This is a genomic window from Lelliottia sp. EB106-05-01-XG201, from assembly GCF_058791735.1.
This window is the reverse complement of sequence record NZ_JBYTDV010000001.1, coordinates 1136158-1160140: the sequence shown is the minus strand read 5'-3', so window position 1 is coordinate 1160140 and position 23983 is coordinate 1136158. Positions and strand designations below refer to the sequence as shown.

Sequence of the window (23983 nt, the reverse complement as noted above, 5' to 3'; positions counted from 1 at the left end):
ATGTAGCGTTTTTTTATTGCAGGTCAGTGTGGTAAATAGTGTGGTGAAAATGGCGGGGCTAATATTTTATTAAAGACAACTGTATTTATCGACGTGGCATTAAACAATGTCTCTCTGAGCCTCCGCTCTGGCAAAAGCTTTATCCAACTCACCGCAGTGATTCTTGTAAATAGGTTATATTCGCATGTATAAAAAAAGAATCCCGCCGACTCCGGCGGGCTATATTCGGCAGTGGCTGATATGGACGCAAATTGCGCTACAGATTATTTTTCCTTTTTTTACCGTCTTTCCTGCCAGCGCCGGGGAAGTCAAGGATGACGGGCAGGAATACGCCTCCCTGAGCGACAATATTAATCAGGTGGCCAGCACGCTGGCGGCAAATAATCTCCAGCAAAGCCTCTCTCAGGCTAAAGGCAACCTGGTCTCCGGCGTCACCTCCTCGGCGTCGTCCTCCGCGCAGGCGTGGCTCAGCCAGTTTGGCACAGCGAAAGTACAGCTGAATGTCGACCAGGACGGCAACTGGGATCAAAGCTCGCTGGATCTGCTGGTTCCGCTTTACGATGACAAAAAATCGATGCTGTTCAGCCAGTTTGGTTTGCGTAAACCCGACGATCGATTGACGACCAACCTCGGGATGGGGGTGCGAACTTTTTATCTCGACAACTGGATGCTGGGCGGCAACGCCTTCTTTGATGATGACATGACCGGCAAAAACCGCCGCGTGGGGTTCGGGGCAGAAGCCTGGACCAACTTCCTGAAACTCTCGGCCAACGGCTATCTGGGCACCACCCAGTGGCACAGCTCCCGCGACTTTGACGACTACAACGAAAAACCTGCCGATGGCTTTGATATTCGGGCCGAAGCATATCTCCCCGCACTTCCGCAGCTGGGCGCAAAAGTCATTTATGAAAAGTACTACGGCGATAAAGTGGCACTGTTTGATAAAGATGACCTGCAAAAAAATCCGTCTGCCGTCACCCTCGGCGTGAACTACACCCCCGTTCCGTTGATCACCGTGGGCACCAACTATCGCCGCGGTCAGGACGACATGAACGATATGCAGTTTCAGGTCGATATGCGATTCGACTTTGGCCACGACTGGCGTTATCAGCTCTCCCCGGACAACGTGGCGCTGCAGCGCAGCCTGGCGGGAAGCCGTTACGATGTGGTCGAGCGTAACAACCAGATCGTGATGCAATATCAGAAGAAAGAGACTCAGGGCGTGACCACCCTGCTGATGACGGCCCTCACGGATTACAGCCCGGCGGATGGTCTGGCGCAGAACACGCTCCAGGTCCAGGCGCTGGATGCCAAAGGGGATAAGGTCAAAGGCGCGCCTGTGGCCTGGTCCACATCCGGCAACGCGAAGCTGGACAGAACCGCCGGCTCAACGGATGCCGAGGGGATGATGACGATTAATATTTCTGATGCTCAGAATGAAATCGTTAACGTCACCGCCACCAGCGGCAGCGCCTCCACCACTCTGCCGTCGCACTTTAACGAGGTCAAAGCGGCGAAACTGGTGCTGACGGTGGATAAAAACGGCAGCTTCGCCAACGGCCAGACGACGGACGATGCCACCGTTCGCGTATCGGACATCAACGATCATCCGGTGGCGAACGCGAAAGTCGCCTGGGCGCTTGAGGCCCCGGCGAAGATCGCGGAATCTCAGGCGGTCACGGATGCCGAGGGGCTGGCGCACGTCAAAGCCACCTCCCTGGTGCCGGGTGAATCCGTTCTGTCGGTCAGTTCGGGCGATCTGTCCGACCAGAAAACGCTGCTGTTTGTCGTCAACGCCGAACAGGCCAAAATCACCGACTTTAGCGTCACCGTCAATAACAGCCCCGCCAATGGCAAAACGCAAAACAGCGCGCTGATAACCGTAAAAGATCCCTCCGGAAATCCGGTCAAAGACCAGCCGGTAACGGTGAAAGCGGACAAATCGACGGTCGCGTTTGGCGCACCAGCCAAAGCGCGCGCGGCGACGCCGGGCCAGACCGATGACAAAGGAGAGCTGCGCGTCTCATTCAGCGACACGGTAGCAGAAAACGTGCAGCTCACCGCCACGCTCAGCAACGGCGACAGCAAGCAGACGCAGGCGACCTTCGTGGCCGACAGCGAAAGCGCGACGTTACACGACCTCAAGGTGACGAAGGACGGCGCGCTGGCGAACGGCACCGATGCCGACCACGCAGAGGTGACGGTGCTTGACGGCCAGGGCAATCCGCTCGCTAACCAGCTGGTCACCTGGAGCGCGACCCCGCAGGGCACCACCTTCCTGCCCGCCAGTACCAGCACCACCGACAGCGCGGGTAAAGCGCAGATCGGCTACACCAGCAAGATCGCGCAAACCATCCAGCTGACCGCCACGCTCGCCAACGGCGAAAAAGCCAGCACCGCGTCGCTCTTCGTCCCGGATGCCAACAGCGAGCAGATTAAAACTTACACCGTCACCGGCGGCGCGGTAGCGAACGGTACCGCCAACAACAGCGCCACGGTCATCGTGACCGATAGCTTTAACAACCCGGTCGCGAGTGAGAAAGTGACCTGGACGCTCTCCGGCACGGCGGTCGGGTCAGCGCCGGAAAGCACCACCGATGCCGCCGGTAAAGCCTCAATCACCCTCACCGACACCAAAGCCGAGACCGTAGGCGTGAAGGTGGCCCTGAAAAATGGCGCCACTGAAACTCAGGACTCGGTGTTTGTCGCAGACAGCGAGCACGCGCTCATCACCTCATTGCAGGTGACGAAGGACGGCAGCCCGGCGGATAACAAAACGCCTGACACGGCAAAAATCGTGGTGATGGATAGTCACAATAACCCGGTGAAAGATGCCGTGGTGACCTGGACGTTCGACAGCGCCTCAGTCACCGCCCCCGCCACCAGCAAGACCAATAAAGACGGCGAAGCCAGCGTGGACTACATGGATGCCATTGCCGAGTCGGTTAATCTCACCGCCACCCTGGCCAACGGCGAGCATAAAAGTGTGGCAAGTCAGTTTGTCGCCGATGTCGCCTCCGCCAAAGTGACGCTTGCGATGCTTAAAGATGGGCAGTTAGCCGACGGACAAAAAGCAGACGTGGTCAAAGCGGTGGTCACGGATGCGCTGGGCCATACGCTGGCGAACCAGACCCTCACCTGGAGCACCAGTACCACCACGGCTTCCGTTGAGCCGACCAGCCAGACGAACATCACCGGTGAGTCACAGGTGACCGTCACTGATACCGTCGGGGAAGCGGTGAACATCACCGCCACCCTCGCCAACCAGGCCACGGCGTCGCAGACGGTGAGCTTCACCTCGCACAGCGTGACGGCGATCCAGCAATACCGCAGCCCGCAGAGGGCGGACGGCAGCGGGCAGATCTACTTCACGGCGACGGTGACCAACGAAAAAGGGGCGCCGGTACAGAATTCACCGGTCACCTTTAGCACCACGGGTCATGGCGTGCTGAGCGCCACCACGGTGAATACGGATGGGAACGGCGAAGCAGAGGTCACAGAAACGGATGTAACGCCGGAAGTGGTGACGGTGACGGCGAAATCCGCCGATTACACGCTGGATGCCGGGAAAAGCACCACCGGGGAGTTTACCCAGGATCAGATCACCGCCCTGACCGCGAACGGCAAGAGTTTTGCCCCTGACGCCGGGTTCCCGAAAACCGGCTTCCTCTCGGGGAGCTTTACGCTGGAGATCGGCGGTACAACGGCGAACAACGCCAACTATACCTACACCAGTGATAACAGCTGGCTACGCCCGGACAGCACGCCCGGTAAGTACGTTATGGTGTCGCCACCGACCGTCGACATGAAAACCGTGACCCTGACGGCCACGCCAAAATCCGGCCAGGGGCAGCCGCTCACCTATGTCGTGCACCTCGATCACTGGTTTACTAACATCGCGCGGTCATCGAAAGATCCGACGGTCGCCGATCAGGACTGTCTCAATAAAGGCATGACCATCCCGGGTTACAAATTACTGTCCGATGTGCCCCCCAGCAGTCAGGGTGTGCGCGCGGTCGGCAGTTTGTGGGGAGAATGGGGCGATCTGAGCACTTACAGCAACTGGTCGACGGCCAGTACCGCCCAGTCGATGTGGGCGGCGGAGGATGGCGTTCACGAAACCCGCATTTTCGTCCACTGGCGTGATGGCTACGTGAACGAGAACATCCCATCCGACAATATGGACGAGGTGTGCCTGGCGTTCTAAGCAGCAGAGAAGACTGGCGTTCGCAGAGTGGGCGGACGCCAGACTCAGACCCCGTTGATCCACTTACAGTTTTATCCTAAAGCCATGCCGCTTCGCTCGTGCCATCCTTAATCACGCTCATAACATGAATAACGTGAATTGAGGATATTATGAAAAAGACAATCATCGCATTATCTGCACTTCTGCTGGCTTCCCCTGTTTTTGCCGCAACCACACACGCAACCGACGACACCGTTGCCGCCGCGAAAGCGAACGCTAACGACGCGAAGCAAAAACTGCATGAAGAGCAGAACAAAGGTGAAGAGCTGAAGCTCAAAAACCAGCACGCCGCTGAAGGCAAAAGCGAGAGCTTTGGCAGCAAGGTGAGTGAGGATTCCCAGAAGGCATGGCACAAAACCAAAGAAGGTACCGAGAAAGGTTGGGATGCCACCAAAGAAGGGACCGAGAAAGGCTGGAATAAAACCAAAGAAGGCGCATCTTCTCTGGAAAAGAAAGTCACCGAGTAAGTTATCTCTCCCCGAAAAGGCCGCCATCGCGGCCTTTTTTATTTGCAGGACGGTGCGGTCTGAATTGCCCGGTGGCGCTGCGCTTACCGGGCCTACAAAGACCAGACCGGATGGTTTCGTAGGCCGGGTAAGGCGTAGCCGCCACCCGGCGCAAACACCGCTGCGGCCCCAATTGCCCGGTGGCGCTGCGCTTACCGGGCCTACAAAGGCCAGTTCGGAGGGTTTTGTAGGCCGGGTAAGGCGAAGCCGCCACCCGGCGCAAACACCGCTGCGGCCCCAATTGCCCGGTGGCGCTGCGCTTACCGGGCCTACAAAGGCCAGTTCGGAGGGTTTTGTAGGCCGGGTAAGGCGAAGCCGCCACCCGGCGCAAACACCGCTGCGGCCCCAATTGCCCGGTGGCGCTGCGCTTACCGGGCCTACAAAGGCCAGACCGGATGGTTTTCGTAGGCCGGGTAAGGCGTAGCCGCCACCCGGCGCAAACACCGCTGCGGCCCCAATTCGCCCGGTGGCGCTGCGCTTACCGGGCCTACAAAAGCCAGTCCGGAGAGTTTTGTAGGCCGGGTAAGGCGAAGCCGCCACCCGGCGCAAACACCGCTGCGGCCTGAATTGCCCGGTGGCGCTGCGCTTACCGGGCCTACAAAAGCCAGTTCGGAGGTTTTTGTCGGCCGGGTAAGGCGTAGCCGCCACCCGGCGCAAACACCGCTGCGGCCTCAATCGCCCGGTGGCGCTGCGCTTACCGGGCCTACAAAAGCCAGTTCGGAGGGTTTCGTAGGCCGGGTAAGGCGTAGCCGCCACCCGGCGCAAACACCGCTGCGGCCCCAATTCGCCCGGTGGCGCTGCGCTTACCGGGCCTACAAAGTCCAGTTCGGAGCGTTATGTAGGCCGGGTAAGGCGAAGCCGCCACCCGGCGCAAACACCGCTGCGGCCTCAATTCGCCCGGTGGCGCTGCGCTTACCGGGCCTACAAAAGCCAGACCGGATGGTTTTCGTAGGCCGGGTAAGGCGAAGCCGCCACCCGGCGCAAACACCGCTGCGGCCTGAATTGCCCGGTGGCGCTGCGCTTACCGGGCCTACAAAGACCAGTTCGGAGGGTTTCGTAGGCCGGGTAAGGCGTAGCCGCCACCCGGCGCAAACAGCGAAAGTTTCAACTTTATTTCCCCTCACCCCGAATAAATCTCCCTCCCCGTGCGTTTACCCCTTGCCCGCATACTGGAGATCCGCCCGATGATTCGCTCTTTGATATTTGTGCTCGCCCTGCTCTCTCCTGCCCTTTACGCGCAGCCGGTCAGCTATGTCATCAATACCGAGAACACCCCCATTACCCTCTCGTGGCGCGCCTTCGGCGGAATCCTCTCCTGGGCCAATCTCAACGGCGTGACCGGGAACGTCACCCTGGATCCGAAGAATGAGTTCAGCGATCGCATCGAGGTCACCATCCCCGTCTCGACGCTGGTGGCGTCCAACCGCCTGCTCACCTGGCAGCTCAAGAGCGATATGTTTTTCGATGCCGCGCGCTACCCCACGATTCAGTTCAACAGCACGCGAATCGTCACGCTGGGCGACGGGCGTTTCAGGGTGTTTGGCTCACTCAAGGTCAGGGACATTACCCGCCCGGTGATCCTGGAGGCAACGCTAGAAGAGCACAAAGCGCAGGAGTCCATCTCTCTGCACGCCACCACCGCCATCTCGCGATCCGCCTATCAGATGGATAAATTCGCGATGGTGGTGGATGACCGCATCAATATCAAAATTGAGATCCAGGCCAGCGCCTCATAGCAGCGCCAGCTGCAGCTGACGCGCGCTGGCTTTAAGCTGCGTCGCCGGGTTGCGACCAATCAGCACAAACTGATAGTCCCTGTCGCGCCACCAGGCAACATTCATCCCGTGCCGCTGTTCGTTGCTGATATCGGTCACATCCCCCTGCTCAAGGGGGGAAATGCACAGCGCCATCGGCCCGAAATCCGCATGCATCCAGACGATCTGAGCGATCGCCGTGCTCTCGTAGCGCAACATGCGGATCATCTTCAGCTCCGCATCGGCCAGAGCCAGCTGCGGCTCACTCATTTTCAGGCCAATATCCTCGGCAGTGCGCACGATCCCCCTGGCAATGAGCGGCGGTGAGCTGTCCACATCCAGCAGGGTTTCGGCGCTGTAGAGCGACATGTACTGCGCCTCAAGATCGCGAATACGTTCGTTCTCCGTGTGCAACGCCACCGACGGACGCGCCAGATAGCCGAGCCCGGAACCGATCAGCAGAAAACTGACGGACGCGGCGATAAGCGCCCGGCGGCTGACACCGGGCCGGGACGCCGGGGTGTTTGCCAGCCAGGTCTCCAGCCGTTCCTCCATCTGCGCCGACGGCGCCTCTTCCAGCAAAGGCGCAAACGCGCGCTGATAATCCTGATGGCTGGTTTTCAGCTCCTCCGTGCGCGCCGAGAGCCGCTCGTCGTGGGCAAGCTGCTCTGCAAAGACGCGGGCGTCGTTGGGGTCCATCTCACCATCCAGCCAGGCGACAATCGCATCGTCCTGATAAGGAGGCGTAAAACGTAACGATTTCAAGAGCGTTTCTCCTTTGCTGCCGGGCGGGCGTCCAGGGTTTTCGCCAATTGGGCCCGCGCCGTGGCCAGGCGGCTCATCACGGTGCCGATGGGGACCGACAGCGTGTCAGCCGCCTCCTGATAGGTAAATCCTTCGACGTAGACTAAAAACAGCGTGTTGCGCTGGGCTTCGGGAAGAGCATTCACCCGCTGCATGATTTTCTGATAGTGAATGCGATCCTCATCCTGCCCGTGGGTATCCGGGGCGATCAGCTCTTCGCTCGGCACAAATCCCTGCCCCTGACGGACGTGGCGGGCACGCAGATCGGAGATCCAGATCGAGTGGAGAATCGAGAACAGCCATCTGTCGATGCGGGTGCCCGGCGTATATTGCGCGCTCCGTTCGAGCGCGCGGACGCAGGTCGACTGGACCAGCTCCTCAGCCAGATCCCGGTTTCGCGACAGCACCAGCCCGTAGCGCCAGAGGCGCGTCAGGTGTGCTGCCAGCTGTTGGCGAACGTCACTGGTGGTGATTTTTCATACCCTCCCGCTGCAATCAGGATTCCGGATGGCCGTTGATAGCCGCCTGCAGATCGCGATACTCCTCGCAATCCTGGCCGCAAATCCCGGCAATGACTTTCAGCTGCTCTTTCGCCAGATCCGGGCGACCTTTCACCATCCAGGCTTCACCCAGATACTCACGCGCTTTGGCGTAGTTGGGCTGAAGGGCAAGGGAGCGCTGATAATAGCCGATGCCCTCATCCGTGCGCCCCAGTTTGCGGGTCGCATAGCCGCGATAATTCCACGCCTCTGCCGTATTGGCATTTTTCAGGGAGTCCAGCAGATTCAGCGCCGCCTGGTACTCTCCTTTTTTCGCGAGGTGGTACGCATAATTGGTTTTGTCCTCATCGCTGAGGCTGCTGGTTTTCTCCGGGACACAGGTCTTACTCACGCTGTCGTACACCTGCCCCGACGGGCAGTCCGGCGTTTTACTCTCAGTATCATTATTGCCCATCGCAAAGACCTGCGGGGCCTGTAAGAAAAATAACAGCGCCGGGATGGCGAGGGTTTTAGCGAAGGTACGAGGAAGCGATGACAGAGCGTTCATTTTCTACTCCTGGTTCGGTGGTTGTCAGGTGAACGAGGAGTAAACGCCTGAGCGCCCGCTTCTATTCGACGAAAAGGGAAGATTTAACGGTGCCGAAAATCATACTAACGGCCTATGCAACCTGATAACGGAACAGGATAAATTGAGCCAACAATAAAGCCCGCATTTATTATTAGCGTATCTAGCAGATTATTGCCGCTTCGCCACTCCTATTTTTCATTCCGGTCGCAAACATAATATATCGTATAAATGATTCATTCACCGCATCTAAAATAACGTTTTAGCCCTCCTTAATTGACCGCATATTTACATTCAATAAATTCAAATATATTCACTGAATTAATTCGCATTATATCCAAAGCCGAAAAGAGAAAGAAACACCGCAGCCGCACGCCACGCGGGATGCGGTGGGCAACTGGCTTATAGCCATCTCGGTAAAACTATTCAATTCAGAAGGGGTTAACTGCAGGTTACCGGTGCTTCATTTGCATAATCTGATATTTATAGCTATATCATTTTTAGTCCATTTAAATAATATCTTTATAAATCACAGGGCTTTATATAACACAAAAAACACCGAATACAAGTCAAGCCAAAGTAAATAAATAGCTTCACCTGATGTTGCCACTCTATTCGCTGGCGGGCATCGGCCGCTCTGAAGAAATCAACGGTAAGCACTATCGTCAAAAATAGTGAATTCGCCGGGGGCGCTCTTTACCCGCAGAAAAGTGATGGCTTCGTCTTGCACGCCATTTCAATAAAAATCTGTTGGGAGTCATCAATATGAGCCAAATCTCTGTCATTTCGAAACTTACTGGCGTGGAAACCACCACAGAAGGCACTCAGGTTACTCTGGATCACTCCTCCATTGTGAAGCTTCACGTCGGCCGGGCCGACATTTCCCACTACACGCGCAGTGGCAACGATCTGATCGTCAGCCTGCACTCCGGCGAAGTCATTACCCTGAAAAACTTTTACCACGGCGACGCGCAGGGCGAGAGCCAGCTGGTGCTGCAGGAAGGCAACGGCGCGCTGTGGTGGATTGAAGACCCGACCGCCGCAGAACATTACGAGGCGATTGCCTCAACGGATGTCCTGATGGGCTCCTCCGGCGATGGCGGCGGCGCGGCCATCTGGCCGTGGGTGCTCGGCGGTGTTGCCGTCGCAGGCGGGATCGCCCTTGCCGCGGGCGGCGGTGGCGGCGGAGGCGGTGGTGGCGACGATGACAACAACCCGACCAACCCTGGCAATCCGGGGAACCCGACTGACCCGGACACCACGCCGCCGAACGCGCCAACCAACCTGCAGTTCTCCGGGGATGGTACCTCGGTCTCAGGGACCGCAGAGCCTGGCAGCACCATCACCCTGAAAGATGCCAACGGCAATCTGGTCGGCACCGGGAAAACCGGCAGCGACGGGAAATTCACCATTGAACTTGGCACCCCGCTGACCAACGGCGAGCAGATTTCTGCCACCGCCACCGACTCCTCCGGCAACGTCAGCAAAGAGGGTCACGTCACCGCGCCGGATCTGGTCACGCCAGATGCACCGGACATTTTGATCGTTAACGACGATGTCGGGAGCGAAACGGGCCCGCTGTCCAACGGCCAGCGCACGGATGACGCGCGCCCGACCCTGAGCGGGATCGGCGAAGCGGGCACCACCATCACCATCTTCGATAACGGCACCAAAATCGGCACCACAACCGTCGACGCTAAGGGCAACTGGAGCTTTACCCCGCCGAACGCGCTGTCCAACGGCAGCCATACCCTGACCTCTACCGCCACCGATGCGGCGGGCCACACCAGCGCGCCGTCTGCCGGGATCACCATTGTGGTCGATACGGTGGCGCCTACGGCACCGGTGATTTCCAGTGTCACCGATGACGTCGACCCGGTCACCGGGCCGCTCAACAACGGCGGCAGCACCAACGATCAGCGCCCGCTGCTCACCGGCACCGCCGAAGCCAATTCCACGGTGACGATCTACGATAACGGCATCGCAATCGGCACCGTCACCGCCGCCGCGAACGGCAGTTGGACCTTTACCCCGTCGGTCAATCTGAGCGAAGGCAGCCATGTGCTGACGGTTCGCGCCACCGACGTGGCCGGGAATACCAGCCCCGCCTCGCCGGGCTTTACGATTACCGTCGATATCACCGCCCCCGCCGCGCCGTCGGCGTTTGTGGTGAACGATGAAGTCGGCTCGATCCGCGGCGCGGTTTCCGCAGGCCAAACCACCGACGCCAGCCAGCCACGCCTCACGGGCCGCGGCGATCCGGGTAGTACGATTATTATTTACGATAACGGCGTGGAAGTCGGGAGAGTGACCGTCGGCCCGAACGGCCTGTGGGCCGTAGCGCCGAATGGCCCGCTGTCGGAAGGCCCGCACTCGGTCACGGTGCGTGAAATTGACGCCGCCGGAAACCCGAGCGGCCTGTCGCAGGCCATCAACTTTATCGTCGACACTGTCGCACCGACCCAGCCGGTGATCGCCTTAAACCCCGCCGGGAATCAGGTGACCGGCACCGCCGAACCGAACAGCACCATTACCATCACCAACGGCACGGGTCAGAGCTGGACGGGCACGACAGATGGCAGCGGTAACTTCACCATTCCGCTCAGCCCTGCGCAGACCAACGGCCAGACCATTTCCGTCATCGCCTCTGACGCCGCCGGGAACGACAGCATTCCCGCCACCGTCGTCGCCACCGACACCATCGCGCCGAATCCACCGGCCGATCTGACCGTCGCCGGTAACGGCGCCAGCGTCAGCGGCACCGCCGAAGCCAACAGCACCGTCACGGTCAAAGATCCGGGCGGCAATGTCATTGGCACCGGCACCACCGACGGGACCGGCCATTTCACCGTGCCTGTCGCTCCGCCGCAAACCAATGGCGAAGTGCTGGAAGTGATCGCCAAAGACCCCGCAGGCAATGTGAGTCAGCCGGGTCATGCCGATGCACCGGACACCACCGATCCGCTGGCACCGGATAATCTGGCTGTCTCTGACGATGGCACCACCGTCACCGGTACCGCCGAGCCGGGCAGTACCGTCAGCATCAAAGGCCCGGATGGCACCGAGCTGGGTCACGCCGCGGCGGGCGATAACGGCAACTTTACCGTCACTATCAACCCGCCGCAGCTCAACGGCGAAACACTGACCGCCGACGCGACGGATCATGCAGGCAACACCGGGCCAACCGCCTCGGTGGATGCCCCGGATATCACCCCGGCGCAAACTCCGGTGATCACGTCGGTGTATGACGCCGTAGCCAACGGCATCGGTGATGTCGCGAACAATGGCCTGACCAACGATGCGACGCCAACCATTCGCGGCACCGGGGAGCCGGGCACCACGCTCTATCTCTTCAGCGGCAGCAATCAGATCGGTACCCTGACCATCCCGCCGAGCGGCATCTGGGAGTACACCCCATCGGTGCACCTGCGCGAGGGCGGGCATGTCCTGACCGCCACCGCCATTGACGCCGCCGGGAACGCCAGCGGCACCTCGAACAGCTGGAGTATTACCGTCGACAGCGCGGCCCCTGCGGCACCGGTCATTACCTCGGTGGTTGACGATGTCCCAGGCAGAACCGGCCCGCTCGATACCGGCGAAATCACCAACGACGCTCGTCCAACCCTCAACGGCACGGGCGAACCCGGGGCGACCATCAGCGTGCGTCTGGACGGCGTGCAGATCGGTACCGCCGTGGTCAGCGATGGCGGTTCATGGACCTTTACCCCGACGCAGGCGCTCCCGGAAGGCGGCCCGCATACGCTCACCGCCGTGGCGATAGATCAGGCCGGGAACGTCGGTTCCCCTTCGAATGGATTTGAGATCATCGTCGACACCACGCCGCCACCGGCCCCGTCGATCGCGACGGTCACCGACAACACCGGGAGTGTCACCGGCCCGGTCACCAGCGGCACCCCGACGGATGAAACCCGTCCGGTGCTGACGGGCAACGCTCCGCCGAATACCATTATTACGGTGTATGACGGCACCACGCTGCTCGGCACCGCCACCCTCAACGGCAGCGGCGGCTGGAGCTTTACCCCACTTACCCCGCTCACCAACGGCACCCACTCCCTGACGGTGGTCGCGACCGATTCCGCAGGCAATTCCACCTCGTCACCGCCATTTAGCCTGGTGGTGGATACCATCGCCCCGGCGACGCCAGACTCCCCGGACGTGACCGTCAACCCGGACGGTCAGCCGACCGCGCTGAATCCTGGCGAAGCGACGCGCGACACCACGCCGACCTTAAGCGGCACCGGCACGCCGGGCGATACGGTGACCATCTACATTGACGGCGTGAAACAGCCTGATGTGATCACCGTTCAGCCGAACGGCACATGGACCTGGACGCCGACTCAGGCGCTGCCAAACGGCTCTTACGATGTCGCCCTGACCGTGACCAACAAAGACGGCGCAGGCAACGAAAGTGCGCCATCCCAGCCGGTGACGATCATCATTGATACCGATCCGCCAGCGACCCCAGCCGCACCGGTGGTGACCGATAACGTCAGCCAAATCACCGGCCCGGTTGCGGATAACACCAGCACCAACGATTCGCGTCCGGTGTTGAGCGGCACCGGTACCGCCAACGACGTGATCATTATTTATGACAGCGTGGGCGGCGCGGCGAAAATCGAAGTGGGCCGCGTCACCGTCGGCGCGGACGGCAACTGGAGCTGGCGTCCAGACACGGCGCTGACGCAAACCACCCACGCCTTCACCACCACCGCTACCGACGAAGCGGGGAACGTGTCGGGCACATCGCCGGTGATTACGGTGACGGTGGATACCACGCCGCCGGTCACGCCTGAAATCACCGCAGGGACCGTCGCTAATGGCGGCTCGACGTCAGACGCCACCCCGACCATCAGCGGGACCGGCACCAGCGGCGATACGGTGATTATCTATAACAACGGGGTCGAAGTGGCTCGCGTGCCTGTCACCGGCGGCAACTGGACCTGGACCAGCCCGTCCGTCTCAGACGGCGCGCTGAAACTGACCGTCTCCTCCGTCGATGCAGCGGGTAACGTCAGCGGCACCAGCCCGGTTTACACCATCACGGTGGATACGGTCGCGCCAACCACGCCGCAGATCGATAGCATCTCCAGCAGCACCCTGGCGAACGGCACGCTCTACACCAACGACAACACACCGACCATCAGCGGCAAAACCGAAGTTGGCAGCACCATCACCGTGCGGATCGACGGCGGCGCACCGCAGCAGGCCACCGTGGATGCCAACGGCAACTGGACGCTGACCCTGCCGAACGGCTCAGCGCTGACGGATGCCCCTCATACCATTATCGTCACCGCCACCGACGCCGCTGGAAACGCCACGCCGAGCGCGCCGGTCACCGTGACGGTTGATACGAATGCCCCAAATGCACCAGTGGTCACCAGTCTGGCTGTTGAAGGGACGCCGCTGACAGGCACCGCAGAACCGGGCTCTACGGTGATCGTCAAAGGGCCAAATAACGTTGAACTGGGTCGGGGCGTCACCGATGGCTCGGGCAATTACTCCATTGCCCTGTCTCCGGCGCAAAACAACGAAACCACCCTGACCGTCACGGCAACAGACGCCGCAGGCAACGCCAGTGACCCGACGAACTATCAGGTCACCGACACGCCGGATCTGCCAGATGTTCCAATCATCACCTCCATCGTTGATGACAATGGTCTCAGCGGTGACGTTGAGGTGAAAGGCTCAAGCTCCAACGACACCACGCCGATCCTCAGCGGGACCGCCGTGGCGAACAGTATTGTGACCATCTATCTCGATGGCAGCCTGGTGCCCTGGGCGGTCGTCACCGCTGGCCCAACCGGAGCCTGGACAGCCAGCTCGCTGGTCCCGCTCGGCGAAGGCCCGCACAGCTTTGCCGCCACCGCCACCGTGGGCGCTGAGACCAGCGGCCTCTCTCCTGCCGCCACCGTCACCATCGATCTGACAGCACCGAACGCACCAATCCTCGGCGCGGTCACCGATGACGTCGGGCCTGGCACCGGGCCGCTGACCAACGGACAAATTACCAACGACAGCCGCCCAACCCTGAGCGGCACCGCGACGGCGGGCGATACCATTACCATCTACAACAATGGCACCGCCATTGGCACCGTGGTGGTCGGTTCCACCGGCACCTGGAGCTTCACTCCAGGGGGCGCGCTGGGGGAAGGCAACCACGCCCTGACCATTTCCGCCACCGATCCGGCGGGGAATGAAAGCCCGCAATCTCCGCCGTTCAATATCGTGGTCGATACGGTCTCCACCACGCCGGTGATTGTCGGCGCGGACGATAACGTCGGCACCGTGACCGGGAACGTCCCGTCCGGCGGCACCACCAACGACAGCACGCCGACGCTTTCGGGCACGGCGGAAGCTAACAGCAGCATCGCGATTTTCGAAGGCAGCACCCAGATTGGCACCGCCACCGCCAACGGTTCGGGGAGCTGGAGCTTTACCCCGACCACACCGCTGGGCGAAGGCAGCCACACCTTTACGGTGATCGCGACCGATCCTCAGGGCAACGTCAGCACCAGCTCGAACAGCTACACCGTGATCGTCGATCTCACCCCGCCAGCGGTACCGGTGCTCACCTCCGTTGCCGATGATGTGCAGGGCGGCGCGGTCGGCAATCTGACCTCGGGGCAGCTCACCAACGATTCCACGCCAACCCTCACCGGAACCGGCGTCACGGGCAGCACCATTCACATCCTGAATAACGGTGTCGAAATCGGCACCGCGGTGGTCGTGGGCGGTGCCTGGACCTTTACGCCGCCGACCGGACTGGCCGACGGCGTGTACAACATCAGGATCAACGCCACCGACCCGGCGGGTAACGTCTCGGCGAACTCCCCGGTCTTCTCCTTCACCGTGGATACCACGCCGCCTGCGGCACCGGCTCTCACCTCGGTGCAGGACGACGTCGGCCCGGTCACCGGGAATATCACCGACGGCGGCAGCACCAACGACAGCCGCCCAACCTTTAACGGCACCGGCGAGATCGGGGCGACGGTCACTCTGCTCAGCGACGGACAACCCTTCGGCACCGCGGTGGTCAACTCCCAGGGGAACTGGACCTTCACCCCAACGGCACCGCTGGCCGACGGGGCGCACACCATCACCATCAGCACCACCGACGTGGCGGGCAACACCTCCACCACCAATACCACCTTTACGCTGACGGTCGACACCCAGCCGCCAGCCGCACCGCTGATTATTAACGCCACGGATGACGTCGGCGCTATTCTCGATCCGGTGTTAAACGGCAAAACCACCGACGACACCCGACCCCAGCTGAACGGTTCGGCGGAGGCCAACGCCACCATCATCATCTATGAAAATGGCGTCCAGGTCGGCACAGTGCAGGCCAACGGCTCGGGCGCATGGAACTTCACCCCGCCGAGCGCCCTGAGCAACGGCAGCCACACCTGGACCGCCACCGCGACCGACGCGGCGGGCAACGTCAGCGTGGCGTCTCCGGGCTTCACGGTGATCGTCGATACCATCGCACCGCTGGCTCCGGCCATCACCCAGGCGATTGACGATGTCGGCACCGTCACCGGCCCGCTCGGCAGCGGCCAGACCACAGATGACACCCTGCCGCGCCTGATCGGGACCAGCGAACCGAACGCGACCATCAATATCTATGAGGGCAGCACGCTGCTCGGCACCACCACGGCGGATGCCAGCGGGAACTGGGCGGTGACGATCACCACCGCGCTGACGGCAGGACCGCATAACCTTGTCGCGCAGGCCACCGATGCGGCGGGGAATAACAGCGATCCGTCCCCGAGCTTTAGCCTGACTATCGACCTCACGCCGCCAACCATTCCGGTGCTGCTGACGGTGGTAGATGACGTCGGCACCGTGACCAACCTGACCAGCGGCCAGCTCACCAACGACGCCCAGCCAACCCTCTCGGGCACGGCGGAAGCGGGCTCGACGGTGAAAATCTACGATAACGGCGTGCTGATTGGCTCCGTCACCGCCACCGGCGGCGCGTGGTCCTTCACACCGACCCCGGCGCTGAGCGATGGGCTGCACCCGCTGACCATCACCGCCACCGACGCCGCCGGGAACGCCAGCGGTCCGACAACGGCGTTTGTGGTTAACGTGGACGCCACCGCGCCAATTGCCCCGGTGATCTCGTCGGTGGTCGACGATGTCGGCACCATCACCGGACCGGTGATCAATGGCAATCCGACTAACGATACGACGCCGACGCTGAACGGCACCGCCGAGGCCAACACGACGGTGCGCATTTACGACAACGGCGTGCTGATCGGCACCGTCACCGCCGACGGTAACGGCGTCTGGACGCTGCCGCAGGCGACCATCTCGTTGACCAACGGACAGCATAACTTCACCGCCACCGCGACCGACGCGGCGGGCAACACCAGCGCACCGTCGTCCATCACCTCTATTGTGCTGGATACCGTCGCGCCGGGTGTGCCGGGCACGCTGGCGGTCATCAGCAACGGGACGCACGTCACCGGTCTGGCGGAGGCGGGCAGTACCGTTACCATCACCAGCAGCACCGGGACCGTACTGGGCACGGCGACAGCGGACGGCAGCGGCGCGTTCAACGTCACCATTTCACCGGCGCAGACCAACGGCGAAACCCTGCTGGCCTTTGCGACCGATAAAGCCGGTAACGCAGGCGCCACCAGCAACGTCATCGCGCCATTCACTAACCTGCCGAATGCGCCGCTGATTACCACCGTCAACGACAACGTCGGGACCATCACCGGCAATCTGACCAACGGCAAATCTACCGATGACACCACGCCAACCCTGAGCGGGACGGCGCAGCCGAACTCCACCATTACGCTGTACAACAACGGCGTGGCGATGGGCACGGCGACCACGGATGTCAACGGTAACTGGACCTTTACCACGCCGGTGCTGGGCGAAGGCTCCCACGCCTTTACCGCCACCGCCACCAACGTCATCGGCGGCACCGGGCCGGTCTCGCTGCCGACGACGGTCATCGTCGACACCATCGCCCCGAACGCGCCGAACGGCACCTTCAACGCCGACGGCAGCGTGCTGACGGGCACCGCCGAAGCGGGCAGCACCGTCACCATTCGTCTGGCGGATGGCTCAATAGTCACCACGACGGCTAACGCCGGAGGCACCTACAGCTACAGCTTCCTCAATAAACAGACGGAAGGTCAGACCCTGCAAATCACCGCCACCGATGCGGCGGGCAACACCTCGACGCCGGGCTCGGCGCTGGCCCCTGTGGTGCCGCTGTCGGCCAGTTCAAACGTGGAGGAGCTGGCACTTGGCACCACGGCGACGGTGACGAACGCTCAGTACAGCGACTACGGGTCTCTGCTGGTCGGCGCGCTGGGCAACGTCCTGACGCTGCTCGGCAACGACACGGCGCAGGTCGGCTTTACGGTCAGTGCGGGCGGAAGCGCAGATATCTCGATCAACGCCAACGCCACGGGCGTGGTGCTTTCTCTGCTCAATACCCTGGAAGTGGTGGTGCAGCGCTGGGATGCGGTCAATGGCACCTGGACCACGGTGGTGGATACCGGTCTGCCGCAGTTTGCCAACCTGCTGACCCTCGGGGCGAGCGGCGTGACGCTCAACATGACAGGGCTGGCGGACGGGCAATATCGCGTGCTCAGCTACAACACCAACCTGCTGGCAACCGGGTCCTACACCAGCCTCGACGTAGATGTCACCCAGACCAGCGCCGGGACGGTGACGGGCGTCACCACCCAATCCGGAAACGTGATTTATGACGTTGACCCGACCACCGGCAGCGACAACGCCCCGGCGGGCACCCGCATCACGGCAGTCACCGATGCGCAGGGCCACACGGTAAACGTGACCGCAGACGGAACGGTGATCCAGGGTCAGTACGGCACCCTGACCATCAACCTCGACGGGAGCTACACCTACACCCTGACCAACACCAGCGCCGCCGTTCTGGGGCGGACCGAAAGCTTCACCTACACCATCGGCCATAACGGGGCCAGCGCCTCGGCGCAGCTGGTGATCTCGCTCGGGGCGAACACCGTCACCAACAGCGTCACAGCGGTGGACGATACGGCGAGCTTCACCTTCGACACCAGCGTGCACGCCATCAACAACGGCACCTCGTCCCAGGGTGGCTTTACCGTTGTCGGCGTGAACCTCGGCAACACGCTGGGGCTGAACCTCCTCGACGATCTGAGCAATCCGATCATCTATAACGTGGCGGAAGGCACCACCCGCACCATGACCATCCAGGCCTCCGTGGGCGGCGTGGCGCTCGCCTCGGTGTTCGACCTGTACGTCTATAAATTCAACGAGGCGACGCAAACCTTCGAGCAGATGCGCGTCCAGCCAGGCTGGCTGCGTGCGCCGCTGCTGGGCGGAACCTCAGCCACCCTGACGCTCAACCTGCCGGCGGGTGAATACCTGTTCCTGCTGAACACCGCGGCGGGGATCACGGCCCTGACGGCCTACACCCTCAACGTGCTGGAAGACCATGTCTACACCGTCTCAAGCGTCGGCGGCAGCACCACCGGCGATGTGCTGGCGGATGATATCGCTCCTGCCGGGACGCACGTCACCTCGGTGAACGGGGTGACGGTCAACGGCACCGGCGTCACGACCATTCAGGGGGAATATGGCACCCTGACCATCAATGCGGACGGGAAATACACCTACACCCTGAACAGCGGTGTCGGGGCCGATCACATCAAAACGCCGGATACCTTCGTCTACACCGTGACCGCGCCAAACGGCGATAAAGACACGGCGTCGCTGAACATCACCCCAACGGCACGGGCGATGGATGCGGTGAACGACGTCAGTGCGGTGATGGACGTGACCTCGGTTCACCACACCTCGGCTTACTCGGACACCACCGTCGGAAGCGCCAGCTGGCAAGCGGCGCTGCTGGCCTCCACTCAGGGCAGCGGCAGCGGCACCTTTGTGGTCGACCCGAACACGGCGCTGCATAACGTGGTTCTGCACTTCAACGTCGCGTCATTGCTCTCTCTCGGCGGGCTGACGGTGGACTGGGTGCTGTCGAACGGCTCGACCACCATCCGCAGCGGTTCGTTCAACGGCGGATTACTGCTGGGCGGCACCGCGACGGTGAACCTCAGCGGGCTGGATCTGGATGCGGGCACCTACACCCTCTCCTACACCGGGAAAATGGGCGCGCTGGCGGCGGGGCAAATCACCATCACCCCGGACGTGGTGGGGACCACTTACTCCCTCACCCAGTTCGATTCCACCAGCGGCCACACCGTCAACGGCAACATCTTTGACGGGACGGATTCGCAGGGGGCGATGGATCAGCTGCACTCGGTCGATACCCGTCTGAGCATCACCAGCTACAACGGCGTGACCACCACCCTTGACCCGTACACCACCAGCGCCGCTAACGTCACCATTCAGGGGCATTACGGCACGCTCTCCATCGGTGCAGACGGGCATTACACCTACACCATGAACACCGGGGTGTCGCTCTCGAGCATCACCTCGAAGGAGGTCTTCAACTACACCCTGACCGATGCGGCAGGCAAAACGGACAGCGCCTCGCTCACCATCAACATGGCACCGCAGTTCATCAGCTCGGAGCATAACGATGTGATCAACGGGACGGCCTACGGCGATACCCTGATTTATCAGGTACTGAACAACACCGTGGGTAACGCCACGGCGGGCAACAGCACCGGGGATCACTGGACCAACTTCTCCATCAGCCAGGGGGACAAAATCGATATCGGCGATCTACTGGTGGGCTGGAACGGACAGGCATCGACGCTCGGGAACTACGTGCATGTCACCACCAGCGGTAACAACACTGTGATCTCCATCGACCGTGACGGGACAGGGACCACCTACACTAATACCACGCTGGTCACTTTGGACAACGTGCAGAGTAGCTACGACGAACTGGTTAATCAGCACCACAACATCATCACCTGATAGCACAACACAACTGACCCGGGCGTTCAGCGCCCGGGCATGAAGCGGTACTCTTTTATTAGGGATATGACATGGGAATGAAGATGCCTTACTGGTGGCTCTCGTGCTGCCTGATATCTGTGCCCGCGCTCGCTGCCAATCCTGCGGGGGTGATCAACACCGGCTTCCTGAGTGAAGAACAGGAGCTGCCGTCGCTGAATGGCCGCGTCGCGCCGGTTGCCGGTAACGCCGCACCCGGCACGCTCAAGCTAGGGGACGCCGTGAACCGCGCCGTCAGCTGGCATCCGACCATCAGCGAAGCGGTCGGGAAACTCTACGAACAATCGGAACAAGTCGACGTCGCCAAATCGAAATACTACCCGCAGGTCAACGCGGGCATGGACGGCGGCTATAGCCACGACGGCAGCAACAACGGCTTTACCCCTTCATTAGTGCTTTCTCTCTCTCAAATGCTCTACGACTTTGGCAAAGTCGCCAGCCAGGTGCGCGCCGAAAACGCAGGCGTGGCCCAGCAGCAGGCCAATGTGCTGGTGAGTATTGATACCATCGGCCACGACACGGCGTTGGCGATGGTGCAGGTACAAACCTGGCAGCAGATGGTGGAAACCGCCAAAGAGCAGCTGGATGCGCTGTCGTCTATCGGCAACCTCGCCCGCCAGCGTAACGACGAAGGGGCGAGTTCCCTGTCGGACGTGGTGCAGACCGACGCCCGTATCGAAGGCGCTCGCGCTCAGCTCATGCAGTACCAGGCAAGCCTCGACAGCTCCCGCGCCACGCTGATGAGCTTTCTCGGCTGGAATAACCTGAACACCATCAGCAACGACTTTCCCGATAACCTGAAACGCAGCTGCGATGTCGCCGAACCGGACGATCGGCTGGTGCCTGCGGTGCTCTCCGCGTGGGCGCAGGCCAACGTCGCGCAGGCCAATCTCGACTACGCCAACGCCCAGATGACGCCGACCGTCTCGCTCGAACCGGAAGTACGTCACTATCTCAACGACCGCTACGCGGGCAGTGAATCGCTGGATCGCACCCAGTACTCCGCATGGGTGAAAGTGCAGATGCCGCTCTATCAGGGCGGCGGTCTCACCGCCCGACGCAACGCTGCCGGACACGCCGTCGAAGCCGCGCAATCCACCATCCAGCGCACGCGCCTCGATGTGCGTCAGAAACTACTCGAATCGCGCAGCCAAGTGATGAGCCTGCTGAGCACCCTGCAAATCCAGGGCCGCCAGGAAGCCCTCAGCGTCCGCACCCGCGAACTCTATCAGCAGCAGTATCTCGATCTCGGCTCACGCCCGCTGCTCGACGTGCTGAACGCCGAGCAGGAGGTCTATCAGGCGCGTTTCACCCAGCAGCAAACCGTCGGGCAACTGCACCAGCTGCAGCTGAGCTGCCTGTATAACACCGGCCTTTTGCGTCATTCGTTCGATCTTGAGAACCGCACCATTCAGACTGTGGAGATCCAGCCATGAAGCAATCCGATAAACCGCTGGGCGAAAGCATTCCTGAAGAGACGCTGGAGCACTGGGCGCAGGCCTTTGGCTATGTCGCCACCCGCTACCGCGTGGCCTGTTCTCCTGGCGCACTGGTCGCCAGCGCGCCGTGGCTGAAGGGCAAACCGATGGTCCCGGCGCTGACCCAGCTGGCGCGCGAGGCGGGGCTCTCCTTTCAGCTTCTGACCGCCACGGAGCAGTCCATCAACAGCTGGAAACTGCCGGTGGTGATTGAGCTCAACGAAGGAAAAATCGGCGTCATCGAGCACTTCGACGGCGACGATACCCTCGATATCAACTTCATCGACACCTCGCCGCACAACAACCGCGTGTCGATGACTGCCCTGCTGCCAGCGATTCGCCACGTGGTCGCCCTGCGTCCGCTGGCGGCGCTGAAAGACAGCCGCGTCGATGCCTATATTTCCAAATACCGCCCGGACTGGCTCTACCGGCTGGTGATGCGCGACATGCGCCCCTACACCTGGGTAATGCTGGCGGCGCTGTTCATCAACGTGCTGTCGCTCTCCGGGATCGTCTTTTCGATGCAGGTGTATGACCGGGTGATCCCCGCTCAGTCCTACCCGACGCTGTACGTCCTGACCATCGGCGTGCTGATCGCCACCTTGTTCGGCTTTGTGCTGCGCATCGCGCGTGGGCACATTATGGATCTGCTCGGTAAACGCGCCGATCTGCGCGTCTCGGATCGGGTGTTTGGTCACGCCCTGCGCCTGCGCAACAGCGCGATCCCGCGCTCGACCGGGAGCTTTATCTCCCAGCTGCGCGAGCTGGAGCAGATCCGCGAGATGGTCACCTCCTCCACCATTTCAACGATTGTCGATCTGCCGTTCTTCTTCCTGTTCGTGGTGGTGCTGGCGATCATCGCCCCGCAGCTGGCGTGGATCGCCCCCGTCGCCGCGGTGCTGATGGTCCTCCCCGGCCTGCTGCTGCAGAAGAAACTCGCGGCGCTGGCAAAACAGTCCGCCCATGAATCGACCCTGCGCAACGCCGTGCTGGTGGAGAGCGTGCAGGGGCTGGAGGACATCAAGCTGATGCAGGCCGAGAACCGCTTTTTGCAGCAGTGGAACAGCTACATCCAGATCACCGCCGAGTCCGGCCTGCGCACCCGCGAGCTGACGCAAAACCTCATCAGCTGGGGGATGACCATTCAGAGCCTGGTTTACGCCGGGGTGATCGTGGTCGGCGCGCCGATGGTGATCGACGGCACGCTCACCACCGGTTCGGTGGTCGCCGCCTCGATGCTGGCCTCGCGGATGATCGCCCCGATGGCGACCCTGTGCGGCGTGCTGGCCCGCTGGCAACAGGTAAAAGCCGCCAAAGAGGGGCTGGACAGCATCATGCAGCTGCCGACGGAGAATCAGCGCGAAGAGTCGCCGATCCGCCAGGACGTGCTGCGCGGGCATTACCTGTTCGATCAGGCGCAGTTTCGCTATCACCCGGAAGATCCGCGCATGGCCCTGCGCATTAACCGGCTGGAGATCCAGCCCGGCGAGAAAGTGGCGATCCTCGGGCGCAACGGCGCGGGGAAATCCACGCTGCTGCAGGCGATGTCGGGCGGAATGGATCTGGCGGGCGGCGAACTGCGTCTCGACAACCTCAGCCTGCCGCATCTGGACGTGGCGGATCTGCGGCGCAACGTCGGCTTTATGACCCAGAACGCCCGGCTGTTCTACGGCACCCTGCGGGAAAACATTACCCTCGGCATGCCGCGCGCGACCGATGAAGAGATCTTCGCGGTGCTGGAGATGTGCGGCGCGGCGAGCTTTGTGCAGAAGCTGCCAAAAGGGCTCGACTACCCGATCATGGAGAACGGCGTGGGGCTCTCTGGCGGGCAGCGTCAGTCGATCCTGCTGGCGCGCATGTTCCTGCGCGATCCCAATATCGTCCTGCTGGATGAACCGACCGCCTCGCTGGACGAGCACACAGAGCGCGAGTTTCTCCAGCATCTCGGCGAGTGGCTCGGCAACCGGACGCTGATCGTCGCCACTCATCGCGTGCCGGTGCTGGAACTGGTGGAGCGCGTGGTGGTCCTGAAAGAGGGCATGCTGGTGATGGACGCGCCGAAAGCGCAGGCCCTGAGCAACAGCCGCATGCAGCAGCAGGCAAACGGACGGGAGTGGAAAAATGAAAATCAGTCAGCGTGACGTGGCGGCG

Annotated in this window: 9 protein-coding genes; 6 read left to right on the top strand and 3 right to left on the bottom strand. The window is 61.5% G+C overall.

Annotated features, from left to right (window positions below):
• Positions 1–184 precede the first annotated feature (184 nt).
• From AC3WS9_RS05420 to AC3WS9_RS05410, 3 genes are all read left to right on the top strand, one after another.
• Positions 185–4207, top strand: coding sequence for an Ig-like domain-containing protein (locus AC3WS9_RS05420; protein ID WP_492487172.1), 4023 nt, complete (start codon positions 185–187; stop codon positions 4205–4207).
• Positions 4208–4356: 149 nt separating this feature from the next.
• Complete coding sequence (locus tag AC3WS9_RS05415) at positions 4357–4713, top strand: hypothetical protein (RefSeq protein WP_285150805.1); 357 nt, start codon at positions 4357–4359, stop codon at positions 4711–4713.
• 1223 nt (positions 4714–5936) lie between these two features.
• Positions 5937–6488, top strand: coding sequence for a YceI family protein (locus AC3WS9_RS05410; protein ID WP_492487169.1), 552 nt, complete (start codon positions 5937–5939; stop codon positions 6486–6488).
• Here the strand turns inward: AC3WS9_RS05410 and AC3WS9_RS05405 are convergent.
• Genes AC3WS9_RS05405 through AC3WS9_RS05395 form a run of 3 tightly spaced genes read right to left on the bottom strand, consistent with a single transcriptional unit; the run spans position 6483 to position 8357 of the window.
• A complete protein-coding gene (locus AC3WS9_RS05405; RefSeq protein WP_492487167.1) occupies positions 6483–7271 on the bottom strand; it encodes an anti-sigma factor family protein in 789 nt (262 codons plus the stop codon). The genes AC3WS9_RS05410 and AC3WS9_RS05405 overlap by 6 nt on opposite strands.
• Entirely contained in the window at positions 7268–7783 is a 516-nt protein-coding gene (locus AC3WS9_RS05400; protein WP_324724410.1) for a sigma-70 family RNA polymerase sigma factor, read from the bottom strand. The genes AC3WS9_RS05405 and AC3WS9_RS05400 overlap by 4 nt, the downstream gene beginning before the upstream one ends.
• 22 nt (positions 7784–7805) lie before the next feature.
• Positions 7806–8357 carry a tetratricopeptide repeat protein gene (locus tag AC3WS9_RS05395; RefSeq protein WP_282492912.1) on the bottom strand — a complete coding sequence of 184 codons (552 nt, stop codon included), beginning with the start codon at positions 8355–8357 and terminating at the stop codon, positions 7806–7808.
• 783 nt (positions 8358–9140) lie between these two features.
• On the opposite strand from AC3WS9_RS05395, the gene AC3WS9_RS05390 reads away from it, so the two are divergent.
• The 3 genes from AC3WS9_RS05390 (at position 9141) to AC3WS9_RS05380 (ending at position 23973) form a co-directional block, all read left to right on the top strand.
• Positions 9141–20315, top strand: a complete 11175-nt coding sequence (locus AC3WS9_RS05390; RefSeq protein WP_492487165.1) for a BapA/Bap/LapF family large adhesin — start codon at positions 9141–9143, stop codon at positions 20313–20315.
• Between the two features lie 71 nt (positions 20316–20386).
• Complete coding sequence (locus AC3WS9_RS05385; protein ID WP_282492910.1) at positions 20387–21790, top strand: TolC family outer membrane protein; 1404 nt, start codon at positions 20387–20389, stop codon at positions 21788–21790.
• Complete coding sequence (locus AC3WS9_RS05380; protein ID WP_492487163.1) at positions 21787–23973, top strand: type I secretion system permease/ATPase; 2187 nt, start codon at positions 21787–21789, stop codon at positions 23971–23973. The genes AC3WS9_RS05385 and AC3WS9_RS05380 overlap by 4 nt, the downstream gene beginning before the upstream one ends.
• Positions 23974–23983 lie beyond the last annotated feature (10 nt).